The organism is Fictibacillus sp. 18YEL24, from assembly GCF_015903855.1.
Taxonomy (GTDB): domain Bacteria; phylum Bacillota; class Bacilli; order Bacillales; family Fictibacillaceae; genus Fictibacillus; species Fictibacillus phosphorivorans_C.
Map to the genome: position 1 here is coordinate 154,890 of NZ_JACZDT010000005.1, position 25,953 is coordinate 180,842.

Below are 25,953 nucleotides of genomic sequence, written 5' to 3' on the forward strand. Positions count from 1 at the left end.
ATGGTACGTGAATTTTTTGCGAATATCATATTAGATTTTGCTATAGCTTTCGGTGTATTGTTGGGCGGAGCGTTAATCGGCGGGCTTGCCGCTTTTCTTGTAGGAAAAGCACCGATCTTAGAGATGATGGAACTTGCGAAAAGACTTAAAATATGGGCAATCGTCGCTGCTATTGGTGGTACGTTCGATACGATCACGAACTTCGAGCGAAGTTTTGAAAACGGCGCTACTATAGAGATTTTCAAACAATTAACTTATATTTTCGTAGCGATTGCTGGGGCTAATTCTGCCATGCAATTGATTCAATGGCTCAGCCAGGAGAACATCAACTGATGAGGATCCCCCCGCTATATCAACGAAAAGGCTATCAGCGTTTTTTTGCTGGGATAGCGATCGGATTTATTATCGGCTGGGCATTTTTTTTAATACAAGGCGGCTTGGCTCATGAGAGGCTGATTGTTAAAATCGAGAACCAGCAAGCAGAAATAAATGATCTAGAAAAAAAGAACGAGATCTTAACTTCCGATGATGAAAAAGCAAACAAAGAACTTGCTAAGAAGTTTAAACTACATGAAGTGAATGCAAGATTTTCAAACCAAGATTCTTCAAAATTATCAAACTTAACTAGGCTGCACTTGGCAAAAGCAGTTGAAGACGACCTAGAGCACCTTATAGGAGAAGATACAGAAACACTCGCAAAAAGCCATTCCTTACTCGTACAAGCTATTGAAAATAAAACGTACCGACTCGATGACGATGAGCAAGCTTATGAAGTCAAGATCGATCATTTGTATTTATACACGGGTGTTCTTCGAATCTATATCTCAGCTAAAATCAGTGAATGATTATGCATAAATAATGGTCGAAATATTACATTTTTATGAATCTTTGGGCAAAGAAATGGCAATCCCTCCTTCAATTGTATAAAATATGTGTAAAGAATATTTCAAGAGTGATTATTGGGGGGAAACTACATGATTATCAATCGAAAAGAACTTGCCCGTGAAAAGGTAAAGGAATTACAGAATGGCTTTTCTGCTTTTGCAGAAACGAAAGAAGTAGCAGACCTAATCAAGAGAGAGCTTGCAAAATTAAACTTAAAAGTGCATGAAGATGTAACAGATGTTGGCTCTTGGTTTATCCCTGAAAAAGCTAACTAAATATATCATGCTAAAGCATAAAAAGGCCCCCCGATGAGGCCTTTTTTATTTGGATTTATATTCTTTACAAAGGTTCCGAAGTTCTGCTAGTACAGACATCGTTTCGTCTTTTGTATATACCGTTGCTCCTGATGCTCTCGGATGCCCACCGCCGTTGAATTTAGCTGCTATCTTATTAACAACAGGACCTTTCGACCGCAATCTAACTCTGATCTGATCTGGTTCATCCACAAAAAACACCCACGCTAACAAGCCTTCAACATGCGAAAAAGAATTTACTAACAGTGATGCTTCACCGGCAGAAGTGCCGAACTCTTCTAATGTATCTTTAGTTAAATGAATATAACCTACACAATTATCTGCAATCGAAAAATTTTGAAGAACATAACCGTTCAACCGAACGAGTTTTTCAGATATCTTATATAAATTCCCGTGAATTTCTGAGGGTGAGAATCCTGTCTCTAATAACGTTGCTGTATAATAGTGTGTTTTTTTAGTCGTGTTTGAAAATAAAAAGCGACCAGTGTCACCAATAATACCAGCATAGATAAGTCTTGCTGCATGTTCATCAAGTTTTAATCCAGACGTTGCTCCATAAAGGTAAAGATCCATGATCATCTCTGATGTAGAACTTGCTTCAGTATCAACCCAAATCAAATCTCCATAAGGATCTTCATTTGGATGATGATCGATTTTAATAACAAAATCTCCTAGTGAATAACGGTGATCACTGATTCGAGGTGAGTTTGCAGTATCGCAAATAATGACCAAAGCCCCTTTATAAACATCATCTTCTATAACATCCATTGTGTTTAGAAATGTGAGGCCCGCTTCCTCTTCCCCTACAACATACACTTCTTTTTGAGGATAACTTGCTTTGATGATCGCAGAAAGCCCACCTTGTGATCCAAGCGCATCCGGGTCTGGTCTGACATGTCGATGAATAATTATCTTTTCATACTGTTCAATTCTTTGTAAGATTTGTTCTTTCATAGCAGACTCCTTTTAGATGTCGTTGTGGCAATTATGGTTTTAAACGTTTACAATATAGTGGAGTAAATACTTGGGGGAATTTTCAATGCCTATTTTTATTATCCTAATTATACTTTCTTTTTCTCTTTATGTGTTCTATAAAGTCTCTGAAGTGCGCGCAAAAGAACCATTCTTAAAGCGGTGGACAGGCACAAAAGCAAAAATGGCACTCGGTTCATTCTTAGCTTCTTTCGGTCTGAACGAACTCACTGCTGTTGAAGGACGTGTTCAACTTTGGGTGGCACTTATTTTCTTAATCTATGGAATTGTACTGTTGATCATGAATTATAAAATGTACAAGCATTTCCTTACACTTGCACGTAAAGAAGCACAGAAAAATTAATTACGTATGGATAAAAAGTCCCTGAACCTGGGACTTTTTTTTTATGAACGATGATCAAGAAGTTGTGCCATCATCATAGCTTTTCCAACAATCTTTCCATCATGATGGATCTCAACATCTACTTTCCCAAATTTCCGGCTCACTTCCAGCACTCGCGGGATCAGTTCAATATCACTATCAATCTGTACGGGCTTAATATAATAAAACGTAACATTCTCCACAACGAGGTCGCCTTTTTTAATTTTTCTCAGTGCTTTTCGCGCAGTTTCCGTCACGATCGTCATTAAAACGCCGTATGAAACAGTTCCAAGATGATTGGTCATCTGTGGTGTAATTCTACAGAAGTACGAGATCTCATTATCTACTTTTTGCTCTTTTAACTCTGTCGTAATAAGATCATCAAAAGTAGCACCTACTTGAGGCTGCTTTTGCATCATCTGCATCGCTTTTAATACATCTTGTCTTGTTAAAATTCCGATCAGTTTGTGAGAAGTTCCGATAACAGGAAGGAGTTCGATTCCTTCCCAGATCATCATATGAGCACAAGCAGCAACAGATGTTTTTTCCGTAACGGTTAAAGGTGCACGAGTCATTACTTTTTCTACTTGCATGGAAACAGGTACCCCTATTATATCTTTGGAAGTAACTACTCCTGTTACGCGATTACCTTGATCTACAACCGGATAACGACTATGCATAGTTTGTTGATTCAACTCGTGCCAACGCTGCACTTTATCATGTTGATAAAGATAATGCGTCTCATCGATCGGAATTAAAATATCAGATGCTAAAACGATATCTTTCTTAATCAAACGATCATGGATGGCTTTATTAATCATAGTCGCAACAGTAAAGGTATCATAGCTCGTAGAGATAACAGGAAGCTCTAGATCATCTGCGAGTCGTTTCACTTCTTCCTCTGTATCAAAGCCACCAGTAACTAAGATTGCACTTCCTGCTTTAAGTCCAAGTTCATGAGCGTTTACACGGTTACCTACGATCAATAAACTTCCTGCATCAACATAGCGCATCATCGCTTCAAGTTTCATGGCCCCGATTACAAATTTGTGCAGCGTTTTATGAAGACCAGCGCGGCCGCCAAGTACTTGTCCTTCAACAATATTTACTACTTCAGCAAACGTTAACTTTTCAATGTTACTCTTTGCTTGTCTTTCAATACGTATCGTACCAACTCGTTCGATCGTGCTTACGATTCCTTGATTTTCTGCTTCTTTTATCGCTCGATAAGCTGTTCCTTCACTAACGGTCAGATCTTTTGCTATTTGCCGAACGGAGATTTTTGATCCGACATCAAGGTCCAAAATATGCTGTAATATTTGTTCATGCTTGGTTAGCATTACATTCACCGTTCCTTCTACCTGTATCTATCTGTTTTATCGCTTTGACTAATACAGATTATACAGGCATTAGAACAGAAACTCAACTTTCCATGTGTATCCTTTTTTTCATTTTTGAATCTGGAGTCACTATTTGCTTTTTAACAGCTCTTTTCTCTGGTGTATCTTTCTTAAACAAAAGGCTAACTAAAAGCATACCCGCAAATCCCATCCATGCTGCCGAGAAAAGTTGTTGCAGCAAAGGACCGTCAAAAGATAAAACAGGTATCGCTACATAGAAAAGCACCAACAACATTAACACTTTTGCCATTTTTTCTTGTCTCATAAAAAACACAACCTCCCTTACTATCATCAATATGCATAGAAAGGGAGGTTAGAATCATTATACACTTATGCTTTCACCGCTTATGAGCACTTTTCCTTTGTTTCCGAGTTTAGATGTGAATGAGGCCACAGGATCCTGTTCAATCACAGGAAACGTGTTGTAATGGATTGGCACGGTAACCTCAGCACCGATCCACTCTGCTGCGATTAATGCATCCTCAGGTCCCATTGTAAAATTGTCACCTATAGGCAAGAAAGCAATATCTGGTTTTGCAAACTCTCCAATTAATTTCATATCTGAGAATAGAGCTGTATCTCCAGCATGGTATAGCGTTTTCCCACCATGTGAGAATAAAATTCCCGCTGGCATTCCCGTATATACGACAGTGCCATCTTCTTGCGAATAACTTGATCCATGAAAAGCTTGAGTGAATTTCACTTTTCCAAAATCAAATGTGCGGCTTCCTCCTATATGCATAGGATGTGCCTCTACACCGAGTGTTTGTAAGTACTCAGCAAGTTCAAATGGCGCAACGACCAAGCTGTTATTCGCTTTTGCGATCTCAACCGTGTCACCTACATGATCGTTATGACCGTGTGTTAAAAGAATCACATCGGCTTTTACGTCCTTAACATCAATCTTAGCTTGTCCATTACCGTTTATAAAAGGGTCGATCCAAATAGAATGTTGCTCGGTTTGAATTTCAAGTACAGAATGTCCGTGGTATGTCACTTTCATAATTACATGCTCCCTCCTCAAATTAAACGCTGAAATACACTACTAATGTACATACCCTATTATAGAACAGAAAAAAAGTCCGATTCCAGAGAAAAGGAATGCGAACTTTTTCTTTGTGGTATTTATTTGTTTGATTTTAGAATGGATACGGCATCTTGATAGTCTAGTTGATGCGATTCAGCAACCGCTTTGTATGTTACGAACCCATCTAATGTATTGATCCCTTTGAGTAGAGCTTCATTATCTAAACAGGCTTGAACATAACCTTTGTTTGCAATTTGAAGAGCATAAGGGACTGTAACGTTAGTCAGACCGATCGTTGAAGTTCTCGGAACAGCGCCTGGCATGTTAGCCACTGCATAATGAAGAACGCCATGTTTTTCATACGTCGGATTATCATGTGTCGTGATGCGGTCAACCGTTTCAAAGATTCCACCTTGATCAATGGCAACATCCACGATTACAGAACCTGGCTGCATGCCTTTAATCATCTCTTCGGTCACAAGCTTAGGTGCTCTAGCACCCGGAATTAACACAGCTCCAATAACCAATGCTGATTCTTGAACGGCAAGAGCTATATTAAGTGGATTTGAAATAAGCGTGTTGATCTCAACACCGAAAATATCATCAAGCTGACGAAGTCGTTCGGGGTTCAAATCAATGATTGTAACATCCGCTCCAAGTCCCATAGCGATCTTAGCAGCATTCGTCCCGACCACACCGCCTCCGATTACCGTTACTTTTCCACGCCTTACTCCAGGTATTCCACTTAAGAGGATACCTAGCCCACCTTTTGGTTTTTCTAAGAATTGAGCACCTATCTGCGCAGCCATTCTTCCTGCCACTTCACTCATCGGTGTAAGGAGAGGAAGTGTCCCATTCGGCAGTTGAACTGTCTCGTACGCAATGCCAACAACTTTATTATCCGTTAATGCTTTAGTAAGTTCTGGCTCAGGCGCAAGATGTAAATAAGTGAAGAGAATTAGACCTTCTCGGAAAAAACAGTACTCCTCAGGAAGCGGTTCTTTTACTTTCATGACCATGTCCATCGACCATGCTTGAGTCGGTGTTTCTACGATAACACCACCAGCACTTTCATATTCTTCATCTGTAAACCCTGAACCAATTCCAGCACCTTTTTGAATAAATACTTCATGACCTGATGCCACAAGATTCAATACGCCCGCCGGTGTCATCGCTACTCGATTTTCATTATTTTTTATCTCAGTCGGTACTCCTATTTTCATGTTGTACCCTCCCTTAATTCACATGGAAATATTTTCATTATTCTATAGTTAACATACCACCAAAAACTCAAAATAAAAAGTTGAATCTTCTTAGAATATATATAAATTCAAGACAGCTTTAAGGTGCCCTAAAAGGAAAAAGAACATTCTCATTTTTGGTTTTATGAAAAATTCTGCCCTGGGTTGGCAATCGTAATAACTTTTTTTAACAAAAAAAGGGGTAGCCTCTGTAATAGAGCTACCCTAATCTTTTGTTATGAAAGGCTTTCTTCTTCATCAAGTTTTGTTCTTTGCTGTGCTTGATCTACTTTATCTACGATTCCGCTTTGATAAGATTCTGTTATCTGCTGGTGAACAGTCATCTCACCTTCAGCATCATATTCAAGCTGTTGATTGGGACGTTTTTCGTTTTCCATCTTAACTTTCCTCCTTCAAACGCAAGACTTTAACCATAGTTTTTGTCTTACAAGGAAAGTTCATTTAAGCTAATTATTGGAAACGGCCATTTTTGATTGTGCTGCATCAATCTGTTGGCGAACGGCCTCAAAACCAGTTCCACCTTCAGAATTTCGTCTTTCTACTGCTGTTTTTGGAGATAAAGCCTCAAACAGATCATTCTCTACGAGTGGGCACCATTCTTGGTATTCTTCCAACGTTACATCAAGAAGATAGCACTCTTTTTGAATACATTGAAGCACCATCTCACCAACTAATTCATGTGCTTCGCGGAAGGGAATTCCTTTTTTCGCTAGGTAATCTGCAAGCTCTGTAGCATTAGAAAAGTCTTGATGGACTGCTTTATTCATCTTATCCACATGAATTTTCACTTCGTTCATCATACCTGTCATGATACTTAAGCATCCTTTAACGGTTTTTACCGTATCAAAAACAGGTTCTTTGTCTTCCTGCATGTCTTTGTTGTATGCAAGTGGCAATCCCTTCATCAATGTAAGAAGGGAGATCAACGAACCATATACTCTCCCGCTTTTTCCTCGGATCAATTCAGCCATATCAGGATTCTTTTTTTGTGGCATCATGGAGCTGCCTGTAGTAAAGCTGTCACTGATCTCTATGAATCCGAACTCTTCTGAGGACCAAAGGATTAGTTCTTCACAAAAACGAGAAAGATGCATCATGATCATAGAAGCATTGCTGCAGCATTCGATCGCAAAATCTCGATCACTTACAGCATCCAGGCTATTGAGATACTTGTCTCTGAATCCAAGCTCGTTCATCGTGATGTTGCGGTCGATTTCAAACGTCGTTCCCGCAAGTGCTCCAGCACCAAGAGGCATAATATCACTGCGCTTTAGACTATCTTGAAGTCTTCCTTTATCACGATCAAGCATCCAAAAGTACGCCAACAGATGATGAGCGAATGAAACGGGCTGTGCACGCTGAAGATGTGTATACCCAGGGATGATCGTTTCTACATGCTCTTCTGCAAGATTTAAAAGTGATTTTTGTAATTCTTCAATATGAGCAATGATCAATAACGTTTCTTCTTTTACATAAAGATGAAAATCTGTTGCCACTTGATCATTTCGACTTCTTGCCGTATGAAGTTTTCCACCATCTGGTCCAATTTTGTCTGTTAATAATTTTTCAAGGTTCAAATGAATGTCTTCGTATTTAACAGAATACGTTAGCTTCCCTTCTTCAACATCTGATTGAAGAGAAAGCAACCCATTCTTTATATTTACGTAAGCACTCTCGTCAATAATCTTACACTGAAACAACATCTTAGCATGAGCCAAACTTCCTTTAATGTCTTGACTGGCCAATTGCTGATCAAAAGAGATGGATGCTCCAAACTCATCTACCCATTCTTCAGGCTGTTTTGAGAAACGTCCTCCCCATAACTTCTTCACACTTTCACCTCATTTTTTTGAACCATGCTGCTAACTTTTGTAGGAAGTCCCCATAAAGAGATAAAACCTTTCGCAGCTGTATGATCAAAAGCATCGTCTGATGTATAAGTTGCTAATTTTTCGTCATAAAGAGAATAAGGTGACTTTCTTCCTTCGACGATCGCATGCCCTTTAAAGAATTTAACACGAACTGTACCTGTTACATGTTTTTGTGTTTCGTCCAAGAAGGCTTTTAATGATGCATGTAACGGTGAGAACCATAAACCTTCATAGATTAGTTCAGTCATCTTCTTTTCAATGATTGGTTTAAAGTGAGCGACTTCTTTAACCAATGTAAGATCCTCAAGTTCTTTATGGGCTTTAATAAGCGTTGTTGCGGCTGGACATTCGTAAACTTCACGAGATTTGATTCCTACTAATCTATTTTCAACATGGTCGATTCGTCCAACACCATGCGCGCCTCCCCAATCGTTCAACTGGTTAATCAGAACATCTAATGTAACATGCTGACCGTTCAGTGATACTGGAACACCTTGTTCGAATCCGATCTCAACAATCTGGGGCTCATCTGGCGTATGTTCAAGAGCAACGGTCATTTCATAAGCTTCTTCTGGTGGTGCAGCCCAAGGATCTTCCAAGATTCCACACTCATTGCTTCTTCCCCATAAATTTTGATCGATGGAGAACGGATTTTCCTTTTTGATAGGAACAGGAATATCATGTTCTTTTGCATACTGAATCTCTTCTTCACGAGACCAGTTCCATTCACGAACTGGCGCTAGAACTTCAAGCTCAGGAGCGAGTGCAGAAACAGAAACTTCAAAACGAACTTGATCGTTCCCTTTTCCTGTGCAGCCATGAGCAACGGCTGTAGCTCCATATTTTTTAGCAGTTTCTACTAACTTTTTCGCGATCAACGGTCTGCTTAATGCAGAGATGAGTGGATATTTCCCTTCATACAATGCATGTGATTGTAGAGCTACTAATGCATATTCATCAGCATATTCCTTTTGAACATCAAGTACGATCGATTCAGATGCTCCGATGGATAACGCCTTTGATTGTATAAAAGGCAGATCCTTGCCTTCACCTACATCCAAGCATAATGCAATAACTTCGTATCCCTTATCAGCTAGCCAAGGAATCGCAACAGACGTATCTAATCCCCCAGAATAAGCTAAAACTACCTTTTTCCCCATATGAAATCTCTCCTTTTGTTATAGCCAAAAATGAATATATACTTATTTTTATACATTTTTGTTTATAAAAATACCATTTATGATAGTTCATACTATAACAAAAACACTAACAGAATTGCAAGGTTATTCTTTAAAATGAATAAAAATAACATCGGACTTTTATCTACCATCCCACTCCACCCTTTTGTACAATAGAAATAGAGGTGATTTCAATTGCAGAATGACTTTGTTTGGGATGAAAGACTCGGAATCTTTGTTCCGCATTTAAACAAATCGTGGGAAAAGTACAATACGGCGACTCAAGAAGCGATTATGTTGCAATGGGAAAAGATCAGAGGAAGAATTCCTGATCGAATCGGAGAGATCGAAGAGATAATTAACGAGTTGCAAGACCAACTATCAACCGAAGAACATTTTGAGGTCTCATGCGAATTGAACAATAAAATCGCGAGCCTCGCTTCTGTCATCAACGATCTTTGGCTATGGTACAGATTGAATCAGAGTATTACTTCAAAGATTCATGATTAAATCAGGTTCTCTTCGATATTAGGAGTCTTAACATAAAAATAAAGAGGATGCATTTGCATCCTCTTTATTTTGGAGTATTTTCTTTAACAAACACCTTATTTATTCAGCTGTTGAACAACATGTGACAGCTCGGGTATGATTAATTTCTCCATCCCTAGTTTTACAGCACCTGATGAACCAGGGAGTGCGAATATCGCTGTCCTATCTTTAACTCCCGCTACAGCTCTGCTCAGCATCGCACCAGAGCCAATATCGTCTGTATAGCTTAACATGCGAAAAAGTTCACCAAAACCAGAGATCTCTTTATCAAATAAAGGCGTTAATGCCTCAATTGTTACATCTCTAGAAGCGATTCCTGTTCCTCCATTAAAAAGGACAACATCAATCTCTTCATTCTGTATACCGTATTCCGCAGCATCTTGAATGGATCCCAACTCATCTTTAACAATTTTATATGCAGCAATTTTATGATCCTTTTTCTCTAAAAAAGTATGGATTAATTTTCCGCTTTTATCTGTTTCTTCATTACGCGTATCACTAACGGTTACGATCATGCATCTAACCACTCGTGGTGCTAGAGCTTTATGTTCTTTTACACTCATGGAAGCAACACCTGTTTCTTAATATTTTTCAAAGAGATATCTTTTTTGATAAAACTTGTGTGCAATTTCTGTGATTTTTCTAGACTGTTGATAGTTCATGAATGCACCGAGTGCCATTCCGAAAATCGGCAACCCTTGTGTTAGCTTCTTCCGAAGAAGAAGAATCGCCATCATCTTCATAGCTTGTTGTATCGGATGTGACATCCAGGACACATCTGCGATCACATCTTTTCCCGCATAAAAAATTGGATCTTCTTCCTCCCTGATCTCAACCATCAGCTCGTCCCATTTTTCCTGTTGAAAACGCTTCGGCATCGTCGCTGCATGATAAACTTTTAAAGAACGCATCATTTCTGCAGGCCTTTGGATATCATAGCCATAGTGCATCGCGATAGATTGCACGGAACGTATTCCAAGAGCAACCATTGCAGGCAGGTCTGTTCCTAAAAAGAGAAGTCCTCCTGTGCCTGCGAGCCCTCCTTGTGAAAAGGACAAGAGCCTGTTTCTTGCGATTTGCTGGTCTGCCATATAAGATAACTGATCGATCGAACACTTTTTCAGATCTTCAATTTCATAGATATCGTCTCTAAAGACTCTTGCTTCAGACAATAACCGTTGTTTAGTATCCAATTGGAATTGGGAATTTTGTATAAGAGCATGAATATGAAACAATGCAGAATCCACATATTCACCGACTGTCTCTTGCACCTCTTCTGGAAGGAGGTCCATCTGCCTTGTAGCCCATTTTTCATAAGTTCGGCCAAAATCTGTAGGTTCATATGTAAAAAAATCTTCTTCCCAAGCTTTGATCTCTTGCCAGATCTGTTCCTCACGCGCTGTTAATGCCATAAGCATCCTCCTTAAAACCTTTTAAATAGTGTAGTATAAATCGCTCTTAAAGTAAAAAACACCGAATGAGCAATCTTATAGAAAGGGATTTTTCCATTCCATGAGCAATGCATAGTTAGATGATTCTTCGTCCTCTATATAATTCGGGATAAGCATCAGCGGATTTCTTCCACATCGCAAAAGAAACGATATAACCGGATCATATAACTCGCCACTAATCACTTTGTCAGCATAATCTTGAGGAGAAAGAACATGTGAATGCTTTGAATAACCCGGCATCCTTCCTCCACCTAATAATCTCTGTAATTTAAGGTGAACGACTGTTTCATACAAAGACTGCATAAGAAGCTTGCCTAAATTTAATTTACGGTGTGATGGTCTTATGCAAATATCTACAACATACAGTGTATTTCCACTTTGATCATGATTGGTGATATAACCGTTCCCCGTTATCTCTTCCCACGTATGTTGCGGATGTTCCAAGTCATAATCCACGAGTAAACTTGTTACCGATCCAGCAAGGACTCCATTGATCTCTACACATAGAGCTCCATCCGGAAAGAGCGAGATATGGTTATGTAACTGTTCTTCGTTCCATAATAATTCTGGGGGAAATGGAGAAGGAAAACTTTCTTTTTGAATGTTAAGGAGTTCAGCAAAATCTTTTTGTTCATAATTCCGAACGACAGCTCTAATATTTTGATTGTTCATGTATAGAAATTGTTTCTTTATATACATTTTTTGCCTCCCTTTTGTAAAAGGTGAACACTATTTTTAAGCTCATTAGATGGTTTACGCTAAACAACTCCATATTCCTCCTTTATATTGCATTTCTAAACACAAAAAAACAGCCTTTCCAAAAGGAAAAGACTGTCTCTATAACTACATCGCATAGCGCATTATATCACGCGCGATCATAACTTCTTCATTTGTAGGAATGACGATAACTTTTACAGGAGAGTGAGGGTAACTGATGAACGCCTCTTTACCACGAACTTGGTTAAGAGCAGGATCCCAATATACACCCATGAACTCTAAACCACGAAGTACGCGTTCACGTACAGCTGTACTGTTCTCACCGATACCAGCAGTAAAGATGATCGCATCAATACCAGCCATTCTCGCTGCATAAGATCCAATATATTTATGGATACGGCTAGCAAAAACTTCTAAAGCTAGTTCAGCACGCTCGTTCCCTTTTTCTGCTTCACTTTCAATATCGCGAAGGTCAGAAGAGAAGCCAGAAACACCAAGCATTCCACTCTTATTATTTAAGACATTGATTACTTCTTCAGCACTTTGACCTGTTTTTTGCATGATGTAAGGAATCAATGAAGGGTCAATGTTACCAGAACGAGTTCCCATTGTAACACCTGCTAGAGGTGTAAAGCCCATAGATGTATCAATCGATTTTCCACCTTCGATCGCTGCAATACTTGCACCGTTACCTAAGTGGCATGATAAAAGACGAAGTTGTTCAACCGGACGTCCAAGAAGTTCAGCAGCTCTCTCTGAAACATACTTATGACTCGTTCCATGGAAACCGTATTTACGAATACCGTAGTCTTCATAGTACTCATATGGAAGGCTGTATAAGAATGATTTTTCAGGCATAGATTGATGGAAAGCCGTATCAAAAACAGCAACTGCAGGTACGTTAGGCAGTACGTTTTTGAAGGCTTTGATTCCAACAACGTTGGCTGGGTTGTGCAGTGGAGCAAGGTAGGAAATCTCTTCGATTTCATGTAAAATCTCATCTGTGATTAGAACAGAGTCGTTAAACTTCTCTCCACCATGCACAACTCGATGACCGATACCTTCGATTTCTTCAAGAGAAGAAATAATATTATGTTTTACTAATTTATCTAAAAGCATAGATACTGCTTCTGAGTGATCTTGGATATCTTTAATTTCTTTTACTTTTTCACCATCCACTTCGATCGTGAAAACTGAATCATTTAATCCGATACGTTCTACAAGTCCTTTAGTCAGTACTTCTTCTTCAGGCATTTGAAGCAACTGAAATTTTAAGGACGAGCTTCCGGCGTTAATTGCAATAATTTTAGCCAAAATAGCCATCTCCTTCATATTCAATGAAATAGCAGGATGTGAACTCCTACTTCCATCTCACTTGAAACTTAATCCTTCCTTATTTAAACATTGACCTTTATTAATATCAAGGTTGTAAAACGCTTACATCTTATATTCATGCAATTCAGACTTGAATCCGTTTGCAATTGCATAAAAAAAACAGCATAGGATAGACCCACGCTGTTATTTTTCACGTTCCCACTCTGTTTTAAACCACTCATTAATCTGTTCCATTACATTTCCTAACCCATTTTTGTTAGAGAAAGATGGAAGCTGAGCTAGCATCGCTTGTTTAGGCTTTATTGCACCTTCTCCATTCTTTTGTAGAATGAGGATACTCTTTGCATGAACGGATGACTTAAACAATGATTCAGGAAGTTGAAGAAGACCTAGGACGGTTACTGATTCCTTCATCCAATTCTTGAACAAGTCTGCTTGTTCACTTTCAAAGAGGTTGTTCGGCACGATAAATATCCCAATACCTGTTTCTTTCAAATGATGAACGGCCTGCTCAATGATTAAGTGATGAGCATAAGTATGTCCTTCTTTTTCATAAACTTTGAAGGCTTTAGCTGCTTCATCATCTGGATAATATCCTACAGGAAGATCGGCTACAACCACATCAACTGGATCTGCATAGAGTGGTTTGATCACATCTTGGTGAAAAAGCTCTAGTTTATGTTTTTGGATATTTGCATTAACCCACGCTAAACGTAAAAGAGTTTCGTCCACTTCTACTCCAAATGAAACACACTCTTTGTCCTTCAACTGATTCATAACAGCTGTTAGCAAGTTTCCTGAACCGACTACAGGATCTAACAATGTAAGGTTTTCGGATTTTTTCATGAATTTTTGTACGAGGTATCCTGCAAAAAGTGCAACCGCATCTGGTGTCATCGCATGATGGGGCTGAACAGCTTCTTTCATACCTTTTAGTACAGCCAACTGAAATGCTTTACGCGTTTCTTCTTTACCAAATTCTATAACGTTTACTTTTTTGTATTCATCTGTTAATACAGTTGATAATTCCTTCGGGTATTCTTTTGGTATCTCCTGAAAGAACAGATTTTCTCCTGATTCTACAAGAGCGTCTAAATAAGGCAGTTCAAGTTTATCCTTAATTGCCGTTGCTGTGTTGTCGAGAACAACAAATAGCTTTTCTACATCTTTAAAAGAACTCATATATAGCTTCCTCCTAAGTTTTCACAGGAAACATTTTAGCAAACTACGTACTGTATATACAATCATTAACTTCTACCGTTACTAAAATGGAGGTTGTGAGCAATATTTAAAACAAAAAAATCTCCGGTATTTTGAAGCTTTACCGGAGATGTCTGAATGTCTATTTTGCTGCTTTAGCTGCTTCGATCGCTGCTTCGTAATTTGGGTGGCTCGTAACTTCATCTACGTATTCTACATACGTAACTTTATCTGAGCTATCAATAACAAATACAGAGCGCGCTAGAAGACGAAGTTCCTCGATCGCAACACCATAGGCTTTACCGAATGAAAGATCACGGTGATCAGATAGCGTTTGAACATTCTCAATCCCTGCTGCTGCACACCATCTTTTTTGTGCAAAAGGCAAGTCCACTGAAACCGTTAAGACTTTGACGTTATCAAGCTTAGACGCCTCTTCATTAAAACGACGCACTTCAGCATCACATACGCCTGTATCAACTGAAGGGACAGCAGCGATCAAACGTACACTTCCTTTTGAATCTGCAAGACTAACTTCAGACATGTCGTTTGCCAACACTTTAAAATCTGGAGCTTGGTCCCCTACTTTTACTTCATTTCCTAGTAATGTGACTGGTTTTTCTTTAAATGTTACAGCCATGATCATACTCCTCCTTTAAGATATAAATTATGTACTTTCCCTTTCATCTTAAAGCAACCCAGAAAAAAAAGCTAACGAGATGTTAGCTTTTTTAAAACTCATGTATTTGTGTGCTTGAAGGGCCATGATCATGTTTGTTCTTGTTCATGAGATGCTGCAGCTTATCAATCACACCAGGTGCTAGATCTAAGATTCTTTCATAAAGGTGTGTGCTGTTATCTAAGTGGATCGTCTTGATCCCAGTATTACTTACAACTAGGAATGCAATCGGAGTAATCGAAACTCCTCCTCCGCTTCCTCCACCAAAAGGCATCTCTTTTGACTGACTAGAAGATCCTTGCTGTGTTGATGAATTACGGGATTCTTCCTGTCCACCGAATTCACTTCCACCTGCTGCAAATCCAAATCCTACTTTTGATACCGTTAGAATAACACTGCCGTCCGGTGTCTCTACAGGATCACCAATAATCGTATTTACATCGATCATTTCTTTTAAGTTTTCCATCGCGGTTTTCATTAAACCCTGGATTGGATGTTCACTCATTTTCTACATGCCTCCAGTCATATATTCAGAATTCACCTTGGTCGAACGACTTACTATTCGCCAGGACTTTAAGATTTTTAACATAACGACAATAGCATGCCCGATTTTAAATGAAATCATACAAGAAAACCGCGTTTCACTATGCATACCCTGAAAAACAGGAACAACGGATATATTCGGAGATTCTTCAAGTTTAAAAAATGCATTCAGCACCTGTATCGCTACCCCTTTGAAACCCCAAACAGTACCAGCTGCTATAGCTGAGGAAGATGCTTCACCAAGTCCGATCGCACTATGCCATTCTACTTTTTTCACTCTCATTTTCTTCAAAAATGCTGCGAGTATCTGGTAAAAATGGTTGATGTGCTTTAGCATCTGTTTAAATGAGTGAATCTGTTTTTTTATTTGTGAGAACGAAATCTTCTTCTTTTCCTTCTTCTTTCCAAGAGTTGATTGTTTTTCTTCTCTGATCTTTACAGAATGATCTTGAGCATCAACCATGATCAGTGGCACATTTAATTTATATTTAAAAAAACGATACATCTTAAAATTCACTTGAATGTTACTATTATCATTTCGATGTACGAAATAAATAGAGATATGAATCGTTGAAAAACTTATCACGATTAATAAAAGCAGTAAGATACCAATTATGATTGTCACCCAAACCATACATGCTCTCCCCTTCTGTTATCTTTTCATTATGGACAGAGGTCATTCAATCTAAACGTTATGATGTCTGTTACAATAGAATCAGGAATTAAAGAACAAAATAGGAAAGCAGAGAAATGAAAGGGAGGAAGGTATGATGGCTGTTCGTAATAAAATATTCTTTTTTTATAAAAAGGAAGAACGTACTTTAGAAAAGATCAACTCATTACTTTCATTGGCCAAAACAGAGGGCTTTGAACTAGTTGAAGATGAGAAAGAAGCAAACATCATAGCTAGTATTGGTGGTGATGGCACCTTCTTACAAGCGGTCCGTAAAACTGGCTTTAGAGATGATTGTCTGTATGTGGGCGTCAGTACACTTGAGAATGAATTTTATTGCGATTTTCATATTGATGATCAAGCAGGTATGATTGAAGCGATGAAAAACGAACAAGTTGAAGTTAGAAAATATCCTGCTCTGTCGGTAAATATTGATGGACAAGGGTCATTTTTTTGCTTAAACGAATGTTCCCTACGCTCTTCTATTATTCGAACTCTTGAGATCGATGTCTTCATTGATGATTTATATTTTGAAACCTTCCGTGGAGACGGAATGATCATCTCGACTCCTACAGGAAGTACTGCTTACAATAAGTCAGTTAACGGAGCGGTCGTTGACCCGATGCTAGCTTGCTATCAAATCAGTGAGCTCGCTTCATTAAATAACAATCACTATCGCACTTTAGGATCGTCGTTTATCCTAAGTGATAACCGTAAGATGACATTAAAGATCAAGCATGATAACAGCCATTATCCGATTATCGGTATGGACAATGAGGCGATGAGTATTAAACATTGTGAAACCTTGAATTTTGAGCTCACAAATAAAAGAATCAAGACTGTAAAATTAAAAGACAATTCATTTTGGCATAAAGTAAAAAGAAGCTTCTTGTAGAAGATAAACACCAAATAAAACAGCTTGCATTTTCTGCAAGCTGTTTTTCTTCTGTTCATGATTCCGCGTTCTACTCACCCTTGTTCTCATAGACAATATCACCGTCTACAATTGTAAGTACAACCTTAGATTTTAATATCTCATCTTCTGAAACTTCAAATAGATCTTGATCTAAGACAGTAAAGTCAGCGAAATATCCTTCTTTAATGACCCCTTTAACATCCTCTTGCATGATGGCCGAAGCACTTCCGACAGTATATAATGCTATCGCTTCAAACATTGTTAATTTTTGTTCTGGAACATATCCTTCATGACTCTCCCCCGGTTTTCTTCGGGTAACAGCTGCAAATATTCCAAGAAGCGGATCCACCGGTTCAATAGGAGCATCAGAGCCACCCGCACAAATTAGTTGTTCATCTATCAGACGTCTAAAAGGGAAAGCATTTGGAATCCGTTCCGTTCCAAGTCGTTCGATTAACCAAGGAAAGTCTGATGCTACAAATCCTGGTTGTATATCTAAAATGACAGGTAGTTGTTTCATATCAGCAATTAATTCATCATCTACAAGTCCAACATGAATTAGGCGATCTCTGCCTTCCTTTGCAGGGTTATTTTTTATCGCTTCAATCGTTTGTTTCAATGCCATATCACCAATCGTATGTACAGCAACATTCATATGATACTCTCTAGCTTTTTGAACAAGTTTAGCAAGATCAAAATCTGCATGGATCGATACACCTGAGGTTTCCGGTGCATCGTTATAAGGCTGAGATAGCCAAGCGGTCCTGCCTCCAAAAGCTCCATCTGCAAATATTTTCAATGCTCCATACTCTACAAAAGGCAGCTCATATTCCTTTTTAACATTCTTGAAGTCTTCAAATGCTTCATGATGCACCAATAGATGAGCTCGAAACTTAATTTCTTCTCCTTCAATGACAGATCGGTAAGCACTTAACGGTCTTTCTACATACCCATAATAGCTTAGGTCTTCAGAATGACCTCCTGTTAAACCTAATGAAAGCAAATGTTTGATAGAGGTCTTTAAGGCAGTATTCAAATAGTTCTGGGAAGCTTCTGGCACAACTTTCTTTACAAGTTCTGCAGCACTATCATGTAACAGCCCTGTTGCTTCTCCATCATTATCTCTTACGATAATTCCACCTGGAGGATCTATCGTATCCTTAGTTATACCTGCCAATGCTAATGCTTTCGTGTTTGCTAAAAATGCATGCCGACACACTCTGGATAAAAGAACAGGGCGTCCTCCTGAAATATCATCAAGTTCATGCCTATGAAAAATCTTACGGTCGATAAAATTGTTCTCGTTCCAACCTTCTCCGATCAACCATTCATCGGATGTAAGTGTAGCTGCTTTTTCTCGCAGAGCAAATTCCATCTCCTCAGCGGAAGTCATTTCTGAAAGATCAAGCTTTATCAATTTTTCACCATGACCGATCAAGTGCAGATGACTATCTACAAAACCTGGATACATAACATACCCTTTTAGATCAACTTTTTTCGTGATACGTTCATTAAATGTTTTTAATAAGGTTTCTGCCGTGCCTGTTTTAATAATTTGGCCGTTCTCTACGTAAACGGCTTCAATATTCTCTCTTTCATTTACCATCGTATAGATTTTCCCATTAAAAAAGAGCGTCCCCAATTTATTTACCACCTTTACCAATCATCTTTTTACAGTAGTATAACGTAAACACCAAACTAAAAAGCAGATAAAGTATCTGCTTTTCTTTAAAAAATCACCTTGTTTTAGATGCTTCTAACTGACGCAGCTCGATACGCCTGATTTTCCCTGAAGTTGTCTTTGGAAGATCATCCACATATTCAATCGATCTTGGGTATTTATAAGGAGCGGTAAGTTCTTTTACGTGTTCTTGAAGCTCTTTTGTTAGGGCATCGTTACTTGCTGTATGATCTCGTAAAACAACAAACGCTTTAACAATATGACCACGTATTTCATCTGGGCTTGCTACTACAGCACATTCTTTAACAGCAGGGTGCTTTACAAGTGCATCCTCAACTTCAAAAGGTCCGATCGTATACCCTGAGGAGATGATGATATCGTCACCTCTGCCTTCAAACCAAAAATAACCTTCAGCATCTTTCTTTGCTTTATCACCCGTAACATAATAGTCACCACGAAAAGCCATCATCGTCCGATCTCGGTCTTTATAATATTCTTTAAACAGAGCTGGACAATTCTTATGAACGGCAATATCACCAACTTCTCCAGCAGTAACTGGTTTTCCGTTCTCATCAATAACGTCAACATCGTTTCCAGGGGTTGGCTTCCCCATTGAACCTGGCTTGATCTCCATACCTTCCATCGTTCCGACTAATAATGTATTCTCTGTTTGTCCATATCCGTCACGCACTTTAATGTGGAAATACTTTTCGAACGTATCGATTACTTCTCGGTTTAACGGTTCCCCAGCCGATACAGCGCTCCTTAATTGTGGTAACTTATATTGATCCAAATTATCTACTTTTGCCATTAAACGATACTCTGTTGGTGTACAACATAAAACAGAGATCTGCTGGTCTTGCAAAAGCGTTAAATATTTTTTTGGATCGAACTTTCCTTGGTAGACAAATCCGGTAGAACCTGTGCCTAATGTGGATAAGAATGGACTCCAGATCCACTTTTGCCAACCTGGTCCAGCAGTTGCCCAAACTTTGTCATCTTGTGAAATGTTTAGCCAGCTCTTAGCAGCAGTACGAATATGAGCATATGCCCATCCGTGTGTATGCACAACACCTTTAGGCTGGCCTGTTGTACCTGATGTGTAAGATAAAAAAGCCATATCATCTTTTGCTGTTTCAGGAGCCTTGTAGGAAACGCTTACATTATTCGTAATGGCTTGTAAGCTTAACCAATTTTCTGTCTCTCCGTTCGCACTAATTTTATATGTAAGAGTAGGGAAGTGATCTTGGATCTCATTAACTTGCTCAGTAAATCGGTAATCTGCAATGATCGCTTTTGCTTCACTATGTTGGACACGGTAGCTCAGGTCCTTAGCTCTTAACATTTCTGAGCAAGGAATAACAGAAATTCCAGCTTTTAAACAAGCGATATACACTGCATACGTTTCGATCAGTCGCGGCATGATGATCAGAACTCTATCACCTTTAGCCAGACCTAGTTCTTCTAAAGAATTTGCAATTTGATTCGCTCTGTCTAGGAGCTTCTTATATGTAATCTCCTCGGTAACGCCTTGTTCATCCATCCAGATTAAAGCTTTTTTTTCAGGGTTTAAAGCATACTTTTCCATTTCTTCTGTTAAATTATAAATGTTTGGAGCAATCAAGTTCATTTTCTTCACCCTTTCAATTCATGTTGTTCTTTACCATTATAATATATTTTAGAAAATTTTTAAAATTTAGTCATATATGTACAAAAATAAAAGGAGCGGGGACAACCCGCTCCGTTAGCCATTACTATTTATTTAGAGTATCCACCTAGAGCTTGAGCTACTAGACGCTTAGTGATTTCTCCACCTACAGATCCGTTAGCACGTGCAGTTGAATCTGGTCCAAGGTTTACACCGAATTCAGAAGCGATTTCATACTTCATTTGGTCTACAGCTTGTTGTGCACCTGGTACTACTAATTGGTTTTGGTTTGCCATGTTGTTTCACCTCCTTTGTACTAATAATGTGTGTCTAAATGGCCGATTCAATTCTTGGAAATTGTTGTGTGTGTTGCCATTTCGAATATTAATTAAGAAGAAGGCTATTGAAAGCAGTTGATTTCTACTCACACTTGCTCGCTTTTCATTGTCCGAACGGTGAGCCTCCTTCCGCATTGCACCATTAGATTAGCAGTCTCCACCAGACCGCTCGTCCGATAGGAGTCGGCAATCTTACACTCCAATCAACTTGCCAAGAAGAGACAATCAAAATGTAACAGCAACAGCTCTTGAAACGGAAAAAAGCCTACACAATGTGCAGACTTTTTCACCTGGGTCTTTTCTTGTTAATATTTTAAACTGAAAACATGCCTGAATCACCGCCGCTAACGGTTAAGGTGTTAATGCTTTTACTTTCTGGTCATTTCTTTTCTCTTCATTGACAAGTTGATTGAAGTGGAAGATGCGAGACTCCTGCGGGACAAGCGGTCAGGTGAGACACTTATACGTAAAACGTACGAATGTGGCTCACCGCCTGCCCCGCGGAAAGCGAGCATCTGTAACGGAAATCAACTGCTTACATGGGCTAACAAATTAAGCTATAAAAATTACCTCTAAAGCAAATCATCAAAGCTTTCGTCCGTTGATTTCCCTTCTTCAAGAATCAGCGTCTCAACGTTATTAACCGCTTCTTCAATCAACTCTTCAAGGTTTTCAATATTTTTCTCGTACCGAATCGCTTTCTCACGCTTCGGCTTAGTCTTTGGTGCAGATGGCAAGAAAATCGTACAGCAATCTTCATAAGGACGAATTGAAATTTCGTATGTTCCAATTTTATGCGACAAATTCATGATCTCTAGCTTATCCATTGTGATAACAGGACGAAGTATAGGCATGTTTGTTACTTCATTGATCGCATACATGCTATGCATCGTTTGACTTGCAACTTGGCCGAGGTTCTCTCCGTTTGCGATAGCCATCGCATGGTTGTTTTCCGCTAATCGCTCAGTGATTCTCAGCATTACTCTTCTCATGATCGTCATGCTATAACTAGATGGAATCTTATCTTTGATCGTTTGTTGGATTTTTGTAAAAGGTACAACATGAAGCTTGATCTTTCCTCCGCTATAGCGAGTGAGCTCTTGCGTTAGATCAACCACTTTTTGCTTTGCTCGTTCACTTGTAAAAGGCGGACTATGGAAATGAACACCTTCAATACGAACGCCACGCTTCATCGTCAAATATCCTGCTACTGGACTGTCGATACCACCTGAAAGCATAAGCATCGCTTTACCTCCAACACCGATCGGCAGACCGCCAGCTCCCTCAAATGATTTTGAGCTAATGTAAGTTCCTGTATCTTTAACTTCCACTTTGACATTTACATCTGGATTATGAACATCAACGGTTAAGCCTTCTGTGTTTCTTAAAAGGTATCCTCCAACTTCTTGGTTAAGCTGCATGGAATTGACAGGGAAAGATTTTAAAGAGCGCTTACCTGTAACTTTAAACGTCTTTTTTCCTTCAATCGCTTCATTAAGAGCGATTAAAGCTGCTTTCTGAATAGCTTCTAAATCGTTTTCAGCTCTAACAGCTAAACTGATCGAGTGGATGCCGAAAATATCTTGTAGTGATTTGACGATAGGCTCGTAAGATTGTCCGTTTAATTCAATAACAATTCGGTCAAAATGTTTTGCCATGTTCAGATTCTGAAATGGACGCATTTTTCGTTTTACAGTTTCAAAAAGCTGTGATTCGAAATGCCTTCTGTTTTTTCCTTTTAGTGATAATTCACCATAACGCACGACTAAATGGTCATAAATCATCTTCATTACCTCATTACCTTCTTAATATTTATTAGTTCTTCTTTTAATACCTTTAAAGACCGTTCTGCTTCTTTCAATGTGTTTCCGTATGAAGTACTCAACCGAATAGCCGTTGAAGCACGATTTTCTCCTAACCCCATCTCAAGTAAAATACGGCTTGCTCCACCTTGTTTTGATGAACACGCAGAACGAGTAGATACATACACATCTCTTTTATCAAGAGAATGAATCAGCACTTCTGGTTTAATGCCCTTCACTGAAAAATTAATAATGTGAGGAGCTGAGCAATTTATAGGAGTATTCATGTCTATTCCATCTATGGAACATAACTCTTCAATTAAGAACTGCTTAATCTCTAATAAATTTTCTTTCTTTTCCTTACTCTCTTGAAGAATCATCCTTAACGCTTTTGCCATAGCTACAATACCTGCAACGTTTTCAGTACCAGCTCTTTTCTTTAATTCTTGTTCACCACCAGTGAACAAAGAAGAGATACTCACACCGTTCTTCACAAAAAGAATTCCATTTCCTTTTAGACCGTGAATTTTATGTGCAGATATTGTGCACAGATCGATCCCACACTCTTTAAGTGGAAGGTCAACCTTACCGACACCTTGAACATTGTCGACATGGAAAAAAATCTTCGGGTGTTCTTTCAAAATCTTACCTATCTCTTGAATAGGTTGTATCGTTCCCGTTTCATTATTGACATGAATAAGTGAAACAAGTATCGTATCCGGTCGAATCGAACGTTCAAGGTCTTCTAATGAAATCAACCCGTCATGATCCACTGGAAGATACGTTATTTCGAAACCTTGTGATTCAAGATATTGAAAGGATTCATGACTCGATGCATGCTCAACAGAAGATGTTATAAGGTGTTTACCTCGATTTTGATGTTGAAATGCAATCCCTTTGATCGCTATATTGTTGCCTTCTGTACCACCAGAGGTAAAAACCACTTCAGATGGTGCTACCTCCAGTAACTGAGCAATTGACTTTCTAGCCTGACCAAGTAATTTCTCAGCTTCTCCTCCTTTTGAATGAAGGGAAGATGGATTGGCAAAATACTTTTCTGACACCGTTACGAACGTATCCAGAACTTCCTTATATGGCTTTGTTGTTGCACTATTATCCAAATAAATCATTGTTGAATCCTCCAATTATCCATTCCAAACCGTTCTAAAACACACATTTCATTATCATACCATAATTTAGCTATCGTGCACATCTCGACTTATCTCCTATTTTTTGTTAACCGATTAAAATCTTTATTTTACAGCAAAAAAACTGCAGGAATTGAATCCCTGCAGTTTTTATACATGTGACTTTAAATTAATTTCCATCTCTTTAAGGATTCCTGGTCTAACACTTTCAATCGCAGAAGCTGCAATCTCAAGAGCATCTTCATACTGATAATTTCGAAAAGCGATTTCTGCTTCAATCAGTCGCACGGATACAGATTGATAAGAACTTCTGAACCTATTTCCGTACTGTATGAGCTTTTCAGCTAAGAAAGCATTCTCGATCATCTTAGACGTTTCTTCGTAGCCTTCATTTACTGCTTCATGCGCTTTGTTTAGTACATAAGAGACATCTGACATTTCTAGAGGTTTCTCATCCAGCTTTTTAGAAACTTCAATGATATATTCTTCCGCTTTCCCGATTGTGATCAAGTAATGTTCCGGCAATCCAGGAAGGTTGCTTTTTTGTACCATCCTTCTCGCTTCAAGAAGTTTCTTACGGAGTCCTCTTAAGCTCTGTTTCGTTTCAAGTTCATCTTTTCTTAAGTTATGAAGCATTTCTTCATAAACTTTCTGAGAACGCTGCAGTTCTTCCATCTGCTTTTGCATCTCTTCCATCATCTCGCGAATAACAGAATATGATTCTCTTTTTTCGTCAATTGAATCTTCGATGATCAAGAACCGGCTTTGTAGTTTGTGAAACAATTTTTCAATCTTCTTTTGCATCTCTGCTTCATTTTGTTCGATCAAGTAAGTAGAAGAAACGATTTGGGTCTCTTGCTTTAAATTCTCAATTCTATCATGTAAATCTTGAATATTTGAGAAAAAGACTTCTCTTTCACTTATTACAAATTGCTTAGAATGTACTTCGTTCTCAAGCATTTCATAGAGCTGATCCATCTTCTGTACCGTTTCATCCATATCTTTTTGAGCACTTTCAAGCTCAAGTTCAAGTACTTTGTTCAGCGCTTGATCGTTAAGATCTTTTAAAGAGCTGATCTCTTTTTCAATGCCAATATGATGAAGAACATAACCTTGTTGTTCCATCTCTGTAAAACCTACACTTAACTCTTTTAATGAATTAGGAATATCAGATTGAAGGATCACAAGAAGTTCAGGAACTCCCTGCATCTTCGTTTTACAATCAGAAATACGGTTCAAACTCTCAACAAGTCTTTGTCTAGCTTCTAGATGGCTTCCTTGTACAGTTAATGATTCAAACGTTTCAATCAAAGCTTTTATCTCGTCGAGTTCCTTATCAAAGATTGGAGCAGTCTGGCCAAGTGCACGGATATGAGTTAAATAGTACTTTTTTGTTTCTTGAAGCTTTTCTTTCGCTTCCACAATCTCTTCCCGATTTAGCTCCTCACTCGTAACTAACTCATTGATTTCGGAAGTAATCTCTTTAATTCTCAAATCGATCTTTTCTAAAGATTGACTAACACCAGCTAAAATAGATTTAGCTTTTTTGAAACGATACTTGTCTGTATATTCCTCAGCATCGAATAAGTCTTCTTCTAAATTAGGAAGTTGAGTCGTTACCATCTCATCCCATTCTTGACGCCACATTTCAAATTTCTCTTCCGTTTCACCAATCATCGCCATACCCTTAACTTTTGAGATTTCTTCTGTTAATGGGCGATTCATAATTTGCATCTTCCATGCTTCAAGTCGGTCAATTTCTTTATACACTCTTCGGCGTGACATGGCACCGTACAGGATCAATGCTAGGAATGTAACGATGGCAATGACTATGTATATCATCAGAGGCACCCTTTCTATCTGTTCAAATTTCTATATTGTCTATATTATGTATTCGTATGTTTAAATCGCTTTACCGATCTAATTTAGTTTTATTCTATAAAATTGCAGTTTAATGCTTTTATGATAACATGTAAACAAAC

The 25,953-nt window shown here is 38.6% G+C and carries 28 protein-coding genes; 6 read left to right on the forward strand and 22 right to left on the reverse strand.

The window, feature by feature from the left end; genetic code table 11:
- The 3 genes from HU823_RS16105 to HU823_RS16115 all read left to right on the forward strand — a co-directional run bounded on the left by HU823_RS16105 (position 1) and on the right by HU823_RS16115 (position 1,160).
- Positions 1 to 333 carry a YtrH family sporulation protein gene (locus tag HU823_RS16105; RefSeq protein WP_066396792.1) on the forward strand — a complete coding sequence of 111 codons (333 nt, stop codon included), beginning with the start codon at positions 1 to 3 and terminating at the stop codon, positions 331 to 333.
- Complete coding sequence (gene ytrI / locus HU823_RS16110; RefSeq protein WP_144698640.1) at positions 333 to 845, forward strand: sporulation membrane protein YtrI; 513 nt, start codon at positions 333 to 335, stop codon at positions 843 to 845. Before HU823_RS16105 ends, ytrI begins: the two co-directional genes overlap by 1 nt.
- A gap of 129 nt (positions 846 to 974) precedes the next feature.
- Entirely contained in the window at positions 975 to 1,160 is a 186-nt protein-coding gene (locus HU823_RS16115) for a hypothetical protein (RefSeq protein WP_066396796.1), read from the forward strand.
- Between the two features lie 45 nt (positions 1,161 to 1,205).
- Here the strand turns inward: HU823_RS16115 and HU823_RS16120 are convergent, their stop codons facing one another.
- Positions 1,206 to 2,153 carry a DHH family phosphoesterase gene (locus tag HU823_RS16120; protein WP_144698638.1) on the reverse strand — a complete coding sequence of 316 codons (948 nt, stop codon included), beginning with the start codon at positions 2,151 to 2,153 and terminating at the stop codon, positions 1,206 to 1,208.
- 85 nt (positions 2,154 to 2,238) lie between these two features.
- Here HU823_RS16120 and HU823_RS16125 point away from each other — a divergent pair, with 85 nt between their 5' ends.
- Positions 2,239 to 2,535, forward strand: a complete 297-nt coding sequence (locus HU823_RS16125) for a YtpI family protein (RefSeq protein ID WP_144698636.1) — start codon at positions 2,239 to 2,241, stop codon at positions 2,533 to 2,535.
- Between the two features lie 41 nt (positions 2,536 to 2,576).
- On the opposite strand, the gene HU823_RS16130 is transcribed toward HU823_RS16125, so the two are convergent.
- From HU823_RS16130 to HU823_RS16160, 7 genes are all read right to left on the reverse strand, one after another.
- Positions 2,577 to 3,893, reverse strand: a complete 1,317-nt coding sequence (locus HU823_RS16130) for a DRTGG domain-containing protein (protein ID WP_144703324.1) — start codon at positions 3,891 to 3,893, stop codon at positions 2,577 to 2,579.
- A gap of 82 nt (positions 3,894 to 3,975) precedes the next feature.
- Positions 3,976 to 4,218, reverse strand: coding sequence for a hypothetical protein (locus HU823_RS16135; RefSeq protein ID WP_144698634.1), 243 nt, complete (start codon positions 4,216 to 4,218; stop codon positions 3,976 to 3,978).
- Between the two features lie 57 nt (positions 4,219 to 4,275).
- Positions 4,276 to 4,956 (reverse strand): metal-dependent hydrolase, encoded by a 681-nt coding sequence (locus HU823_RS16140; protein ID WP_144698632.1) that lies wholly within the window; start codon positions 4,954 to 4,956, stop codon positions 4,276 to 4,278.
- 122 nt (positions 4,957 to 5,078) lie between these two features.
- Positions 5,079 to 6,203, reverse strand: a complete 1,125-nt coding sequence (gene ald / locus HU823_RS16145; protein ID WP_144698630.1) for an alanine dehydrogenase — start codon at positions 6,201 to 6,203, stop codon at positions 5,079 to 5,081.
- 254 nt (positions 6,204 to 6,457) lie between these two features.
- Positions 6,458 to 6,619 carry a hypothetical protein gene (locus tag HU823_RS16150; RefSeq protein WP_186320462.1) on the reverse strand — a complete coding sequence of 54 codons (162 nt, stop codon included), beginning with the start codon at positions 6,617 to 6,619 and terminating at the stop codon, positions 6,458 to 6,460.
- 69 nt (positions 6,620 to 6,688) lie between these two features.
- Positions 6,689 to 8,074: an argininosuccinate lyase gene (gene argH / locus HU823_RS16155; RefSeq protein ID WP_144698628.1), complete on the reverse strand. Its 1,386-nt coding sequence runs from the start codon at positions 8,072 to 8,074 to the stop codon at positions 6,689 to 6,691.
- Positions 8,071 to 9,273 carry an argininosuccinate synthase gene (locus tag HU823_RS16160; RefSeq protein WP_197222682.1) on the reverse strand — a complete coding sequence of 401 codons (1,203 nt, stop codon included), beginning with the start codon at positions 9,271 to 9,273 and terminating at the stop codon, positions 8,071 to 8,073. Before HU823_RS16160 ends, argH begins: the two co-directional genes overlap by 4 nt.
- A gap of 213 nt (positions 9,274 to 9,486) precedes the next feature.
- Between HU823_RS16160 and HU823_RS16165 the strand changes: the two genes are divergently transcribed.
- The gene (locus HU823_RS16165; protein ID WP_144698624.1) at positions 9,487 to 9,801 is read left to right on the forward strand and encodes a hypothetical protein; all 315 of its coding nucleotides are present in this window, start codon (positions 9,487 to 9,489) and stop codon (positions 9,799 to 9,801) included.
- 95 nt (positions 9,802 to 9,896) lie between these two features.
- On the opposite strand, the gene HU823_RS16170 is transcribed toward HU823_RS16165, so the two are convergent.
- The 8 genes from HU823_RS16170 to HU823_RS16205 all read right to left on the reverse strand — a co-directional run bounded on the left by HU823_RS16170 (position 9,897) and on the right by HU823_RS16205 (position 16,399).
- Positions 9,897 to 10,403 (reverse strand): MogA/MoaB family molybdenum cofactor biosynthesis protein, encoded by a 507-nt coding sequence (locus HU823_RS16170; RefSeq protein ID WP_144698622.1) that lies wholly within the window; start codon positions 10,401 to 10,403, stop codon positions 9,897 to 9,899.
- Positions 10,404 to 10,421: 18 nt separating this feature from the next.
- Complete coding sequence (locus tag HU823_RS16175) at positions 10,422 to 11,252, reverse strand: EcsC family protein (RefSeq protein ID WP_144698620.1); 831 nt, start codon at positions 11,250 to 11,252, stop codon at positions 10,422 to 10,424.
- Positions 11,253 to 11,327: 75 nt separating this feature from the next.
- Positions 11,328 to 11,990 carry a GNAT family N-acetyltransferase gene (locus HU823_RS16180; RefSeq protein WP_144698618.1) on the reverse strand — a complete coding sequence of 221 codons (663 nt, stop codon included), beginning with the start codon at positions 11,988 to 11,990 and terminating at the stop codon, positions 11,328 to 11,330.
- 144 nt (positions 11,991 to 12,134) lie between these two features.
- Entirely contained in the window at positions 12,135 to 13,322 is a 1,188-nt protein-coding gene (locus HU823_RS16185; protein WP_197222683.1) for an acetate kinase, read from the reverse strand.
- Positions 13,323 to 13,526: 204 nt separating this feature from the next.
- A complete protein-coding gene (locus tag HU823_RS16190; RefSeq protein WP_144698614.1) occupies positions 13,527 to 14,525 on the reverse strand; it encodes a class I SAM-dependent methyltransferase in 999 nt (332 codons plus the stop codon).
- Between the two features lie 160 nt (positions 14,526 to 14,685).
- The gene (gene tpx / locus HU823_RS16195) at positions 14,686 to 15,186 is read right to left on the reverse strand and encodes a thiol peroxidase (RefSeq protein ID WP_066400246.1); all 501 of its coding nucleotides are present in this window, start codon (positions 15,184 to 15,186) and stop codon (positions 14,686 to 14,688) included.
- Between the two features lie 88 nt (positions 15,187 to 15,274).
- Positions 15,275 to 15,727 (reverse strand): GerW family sporulation protein, encoded by a 453-nt coding sequence (gene ytfJ / locus HU823_RS16200; RefSeq protein WP_197222684.1) that lies wholly within the window; start codon positions 15,725 to 15,727, stop codon positions 15,275 to 15,277.
- Between the two features lie 3 nt (positions 15,728 to 15,730).
- Entirely contained in the window at positions 15,731 to 16,399 is a 669-nt protein-coding gene (locus tag HU823_RS16205) for a DUF2953 domain-containing protein (RefSeq protein ID WP_144698612.1), read from the reverse strand.
- Between the two features lie 133 nt (positions 16,400 to 16,532).
- Here HU823_RS16205 and HU823_RS16210 point away from each other — a divergent pair, with 133 nt between their 5' ends.
- A complete protein-coding gene (locus HU823_RS16210) occupies positions 16,533 to 17,333 on the forward strand; it encodes an NAD kinase (RefSeq protein ID WP_144698610.1) in 801 nt (266 codons plus the stop codon).
- Positions 17,334 to 17,403: 70 nt separating this feature from the next.
- Here the strand turns inward: HU823_RS16210 and HU823_RS16215 are convergent, their stop codons facing one another.
- The 6 genes from HU823_RS16215 to ezrA form a co-directional block, all read right to left on the reverse strand.
- Positions 17,404 to 18,996: an amidohydrolase gene (locus HU823_RS16215; protein ID WP_197222685.1), complete on the reverse strand. Its 1,593-nt coding sequence runs from the start codon at positions 18,994 to 18,996 to the stop codon at positions 17,404 to 17,406.
- A gap of 94 nt (positions 18,997 to 19,090) precedes the next feature.
- A complete protein-coding gene (gene mbcS / locus HU823_RS16220) occupies positions 19,091 to 20,665 on the reverse strand; it encodes an acyl-CoA synthetase MbcS (protein WP_197222686.1) in 1,575 nt (524 codons plus the stop codon).
- 128 nt (positions 20,666 to 20,793) lie between these two features.
- The gene (locus HU823_RS16225; RefSeq protein WP_066396835.1) at positions 20,794 to 20,979 is read right to left on the reverse strand and encodes an alpha/beta-type small acid-soluble spore protein; all 186 of its coding nucleotides are present in this window, start codon (positions 20,977 to 20,979) and stop codon (positions 20,794 to 20,796) included.
- A gap of 614 nt (positions 20,980 to 21,593) precedes the next feature.
- Complete coding sequence (gene thiI / locus HU823_RS16230; RefSeq protein ID WP_144703318.1) at positions 21,594 to 22,805, reverse strand: tRNA uracil 4-sulfurtransferase ThiI; 1,212 nt, start codon at positions 22,803 to 22,805, stop codon at positions 21,594 to 21,596.
- A 5-nt stretch (positions 22,806 to 22,810) separates the two neighbouring features.
- A complete protein-coding gene (locus tag HU823_RS16235; RefSeq protein ID WP_197222687.1) occupies positions 22,811 to 23,953 on the reverse strand; it encodes a cysteine desulfurase family protein in 1,143 nt (380 codons plus the stop codon).
- 168 nt (positions 23,954 to 24,121) lie between these two features.
- On the reverse strand, positions 24,122 to 25,813 hold the full coding sequence (gene ezrA / locus HU823_RS16240) for a septation ring formation regulator EzrA (protein WP_144698604.1): 1,692 nt from the start codon (positions 25,811 to 25,813) through the stop codon (positions 24,122 to 24,124).
- Between the last annotated feature and the right edge of the window lie 140 nt (positions 25,814 to 25,953).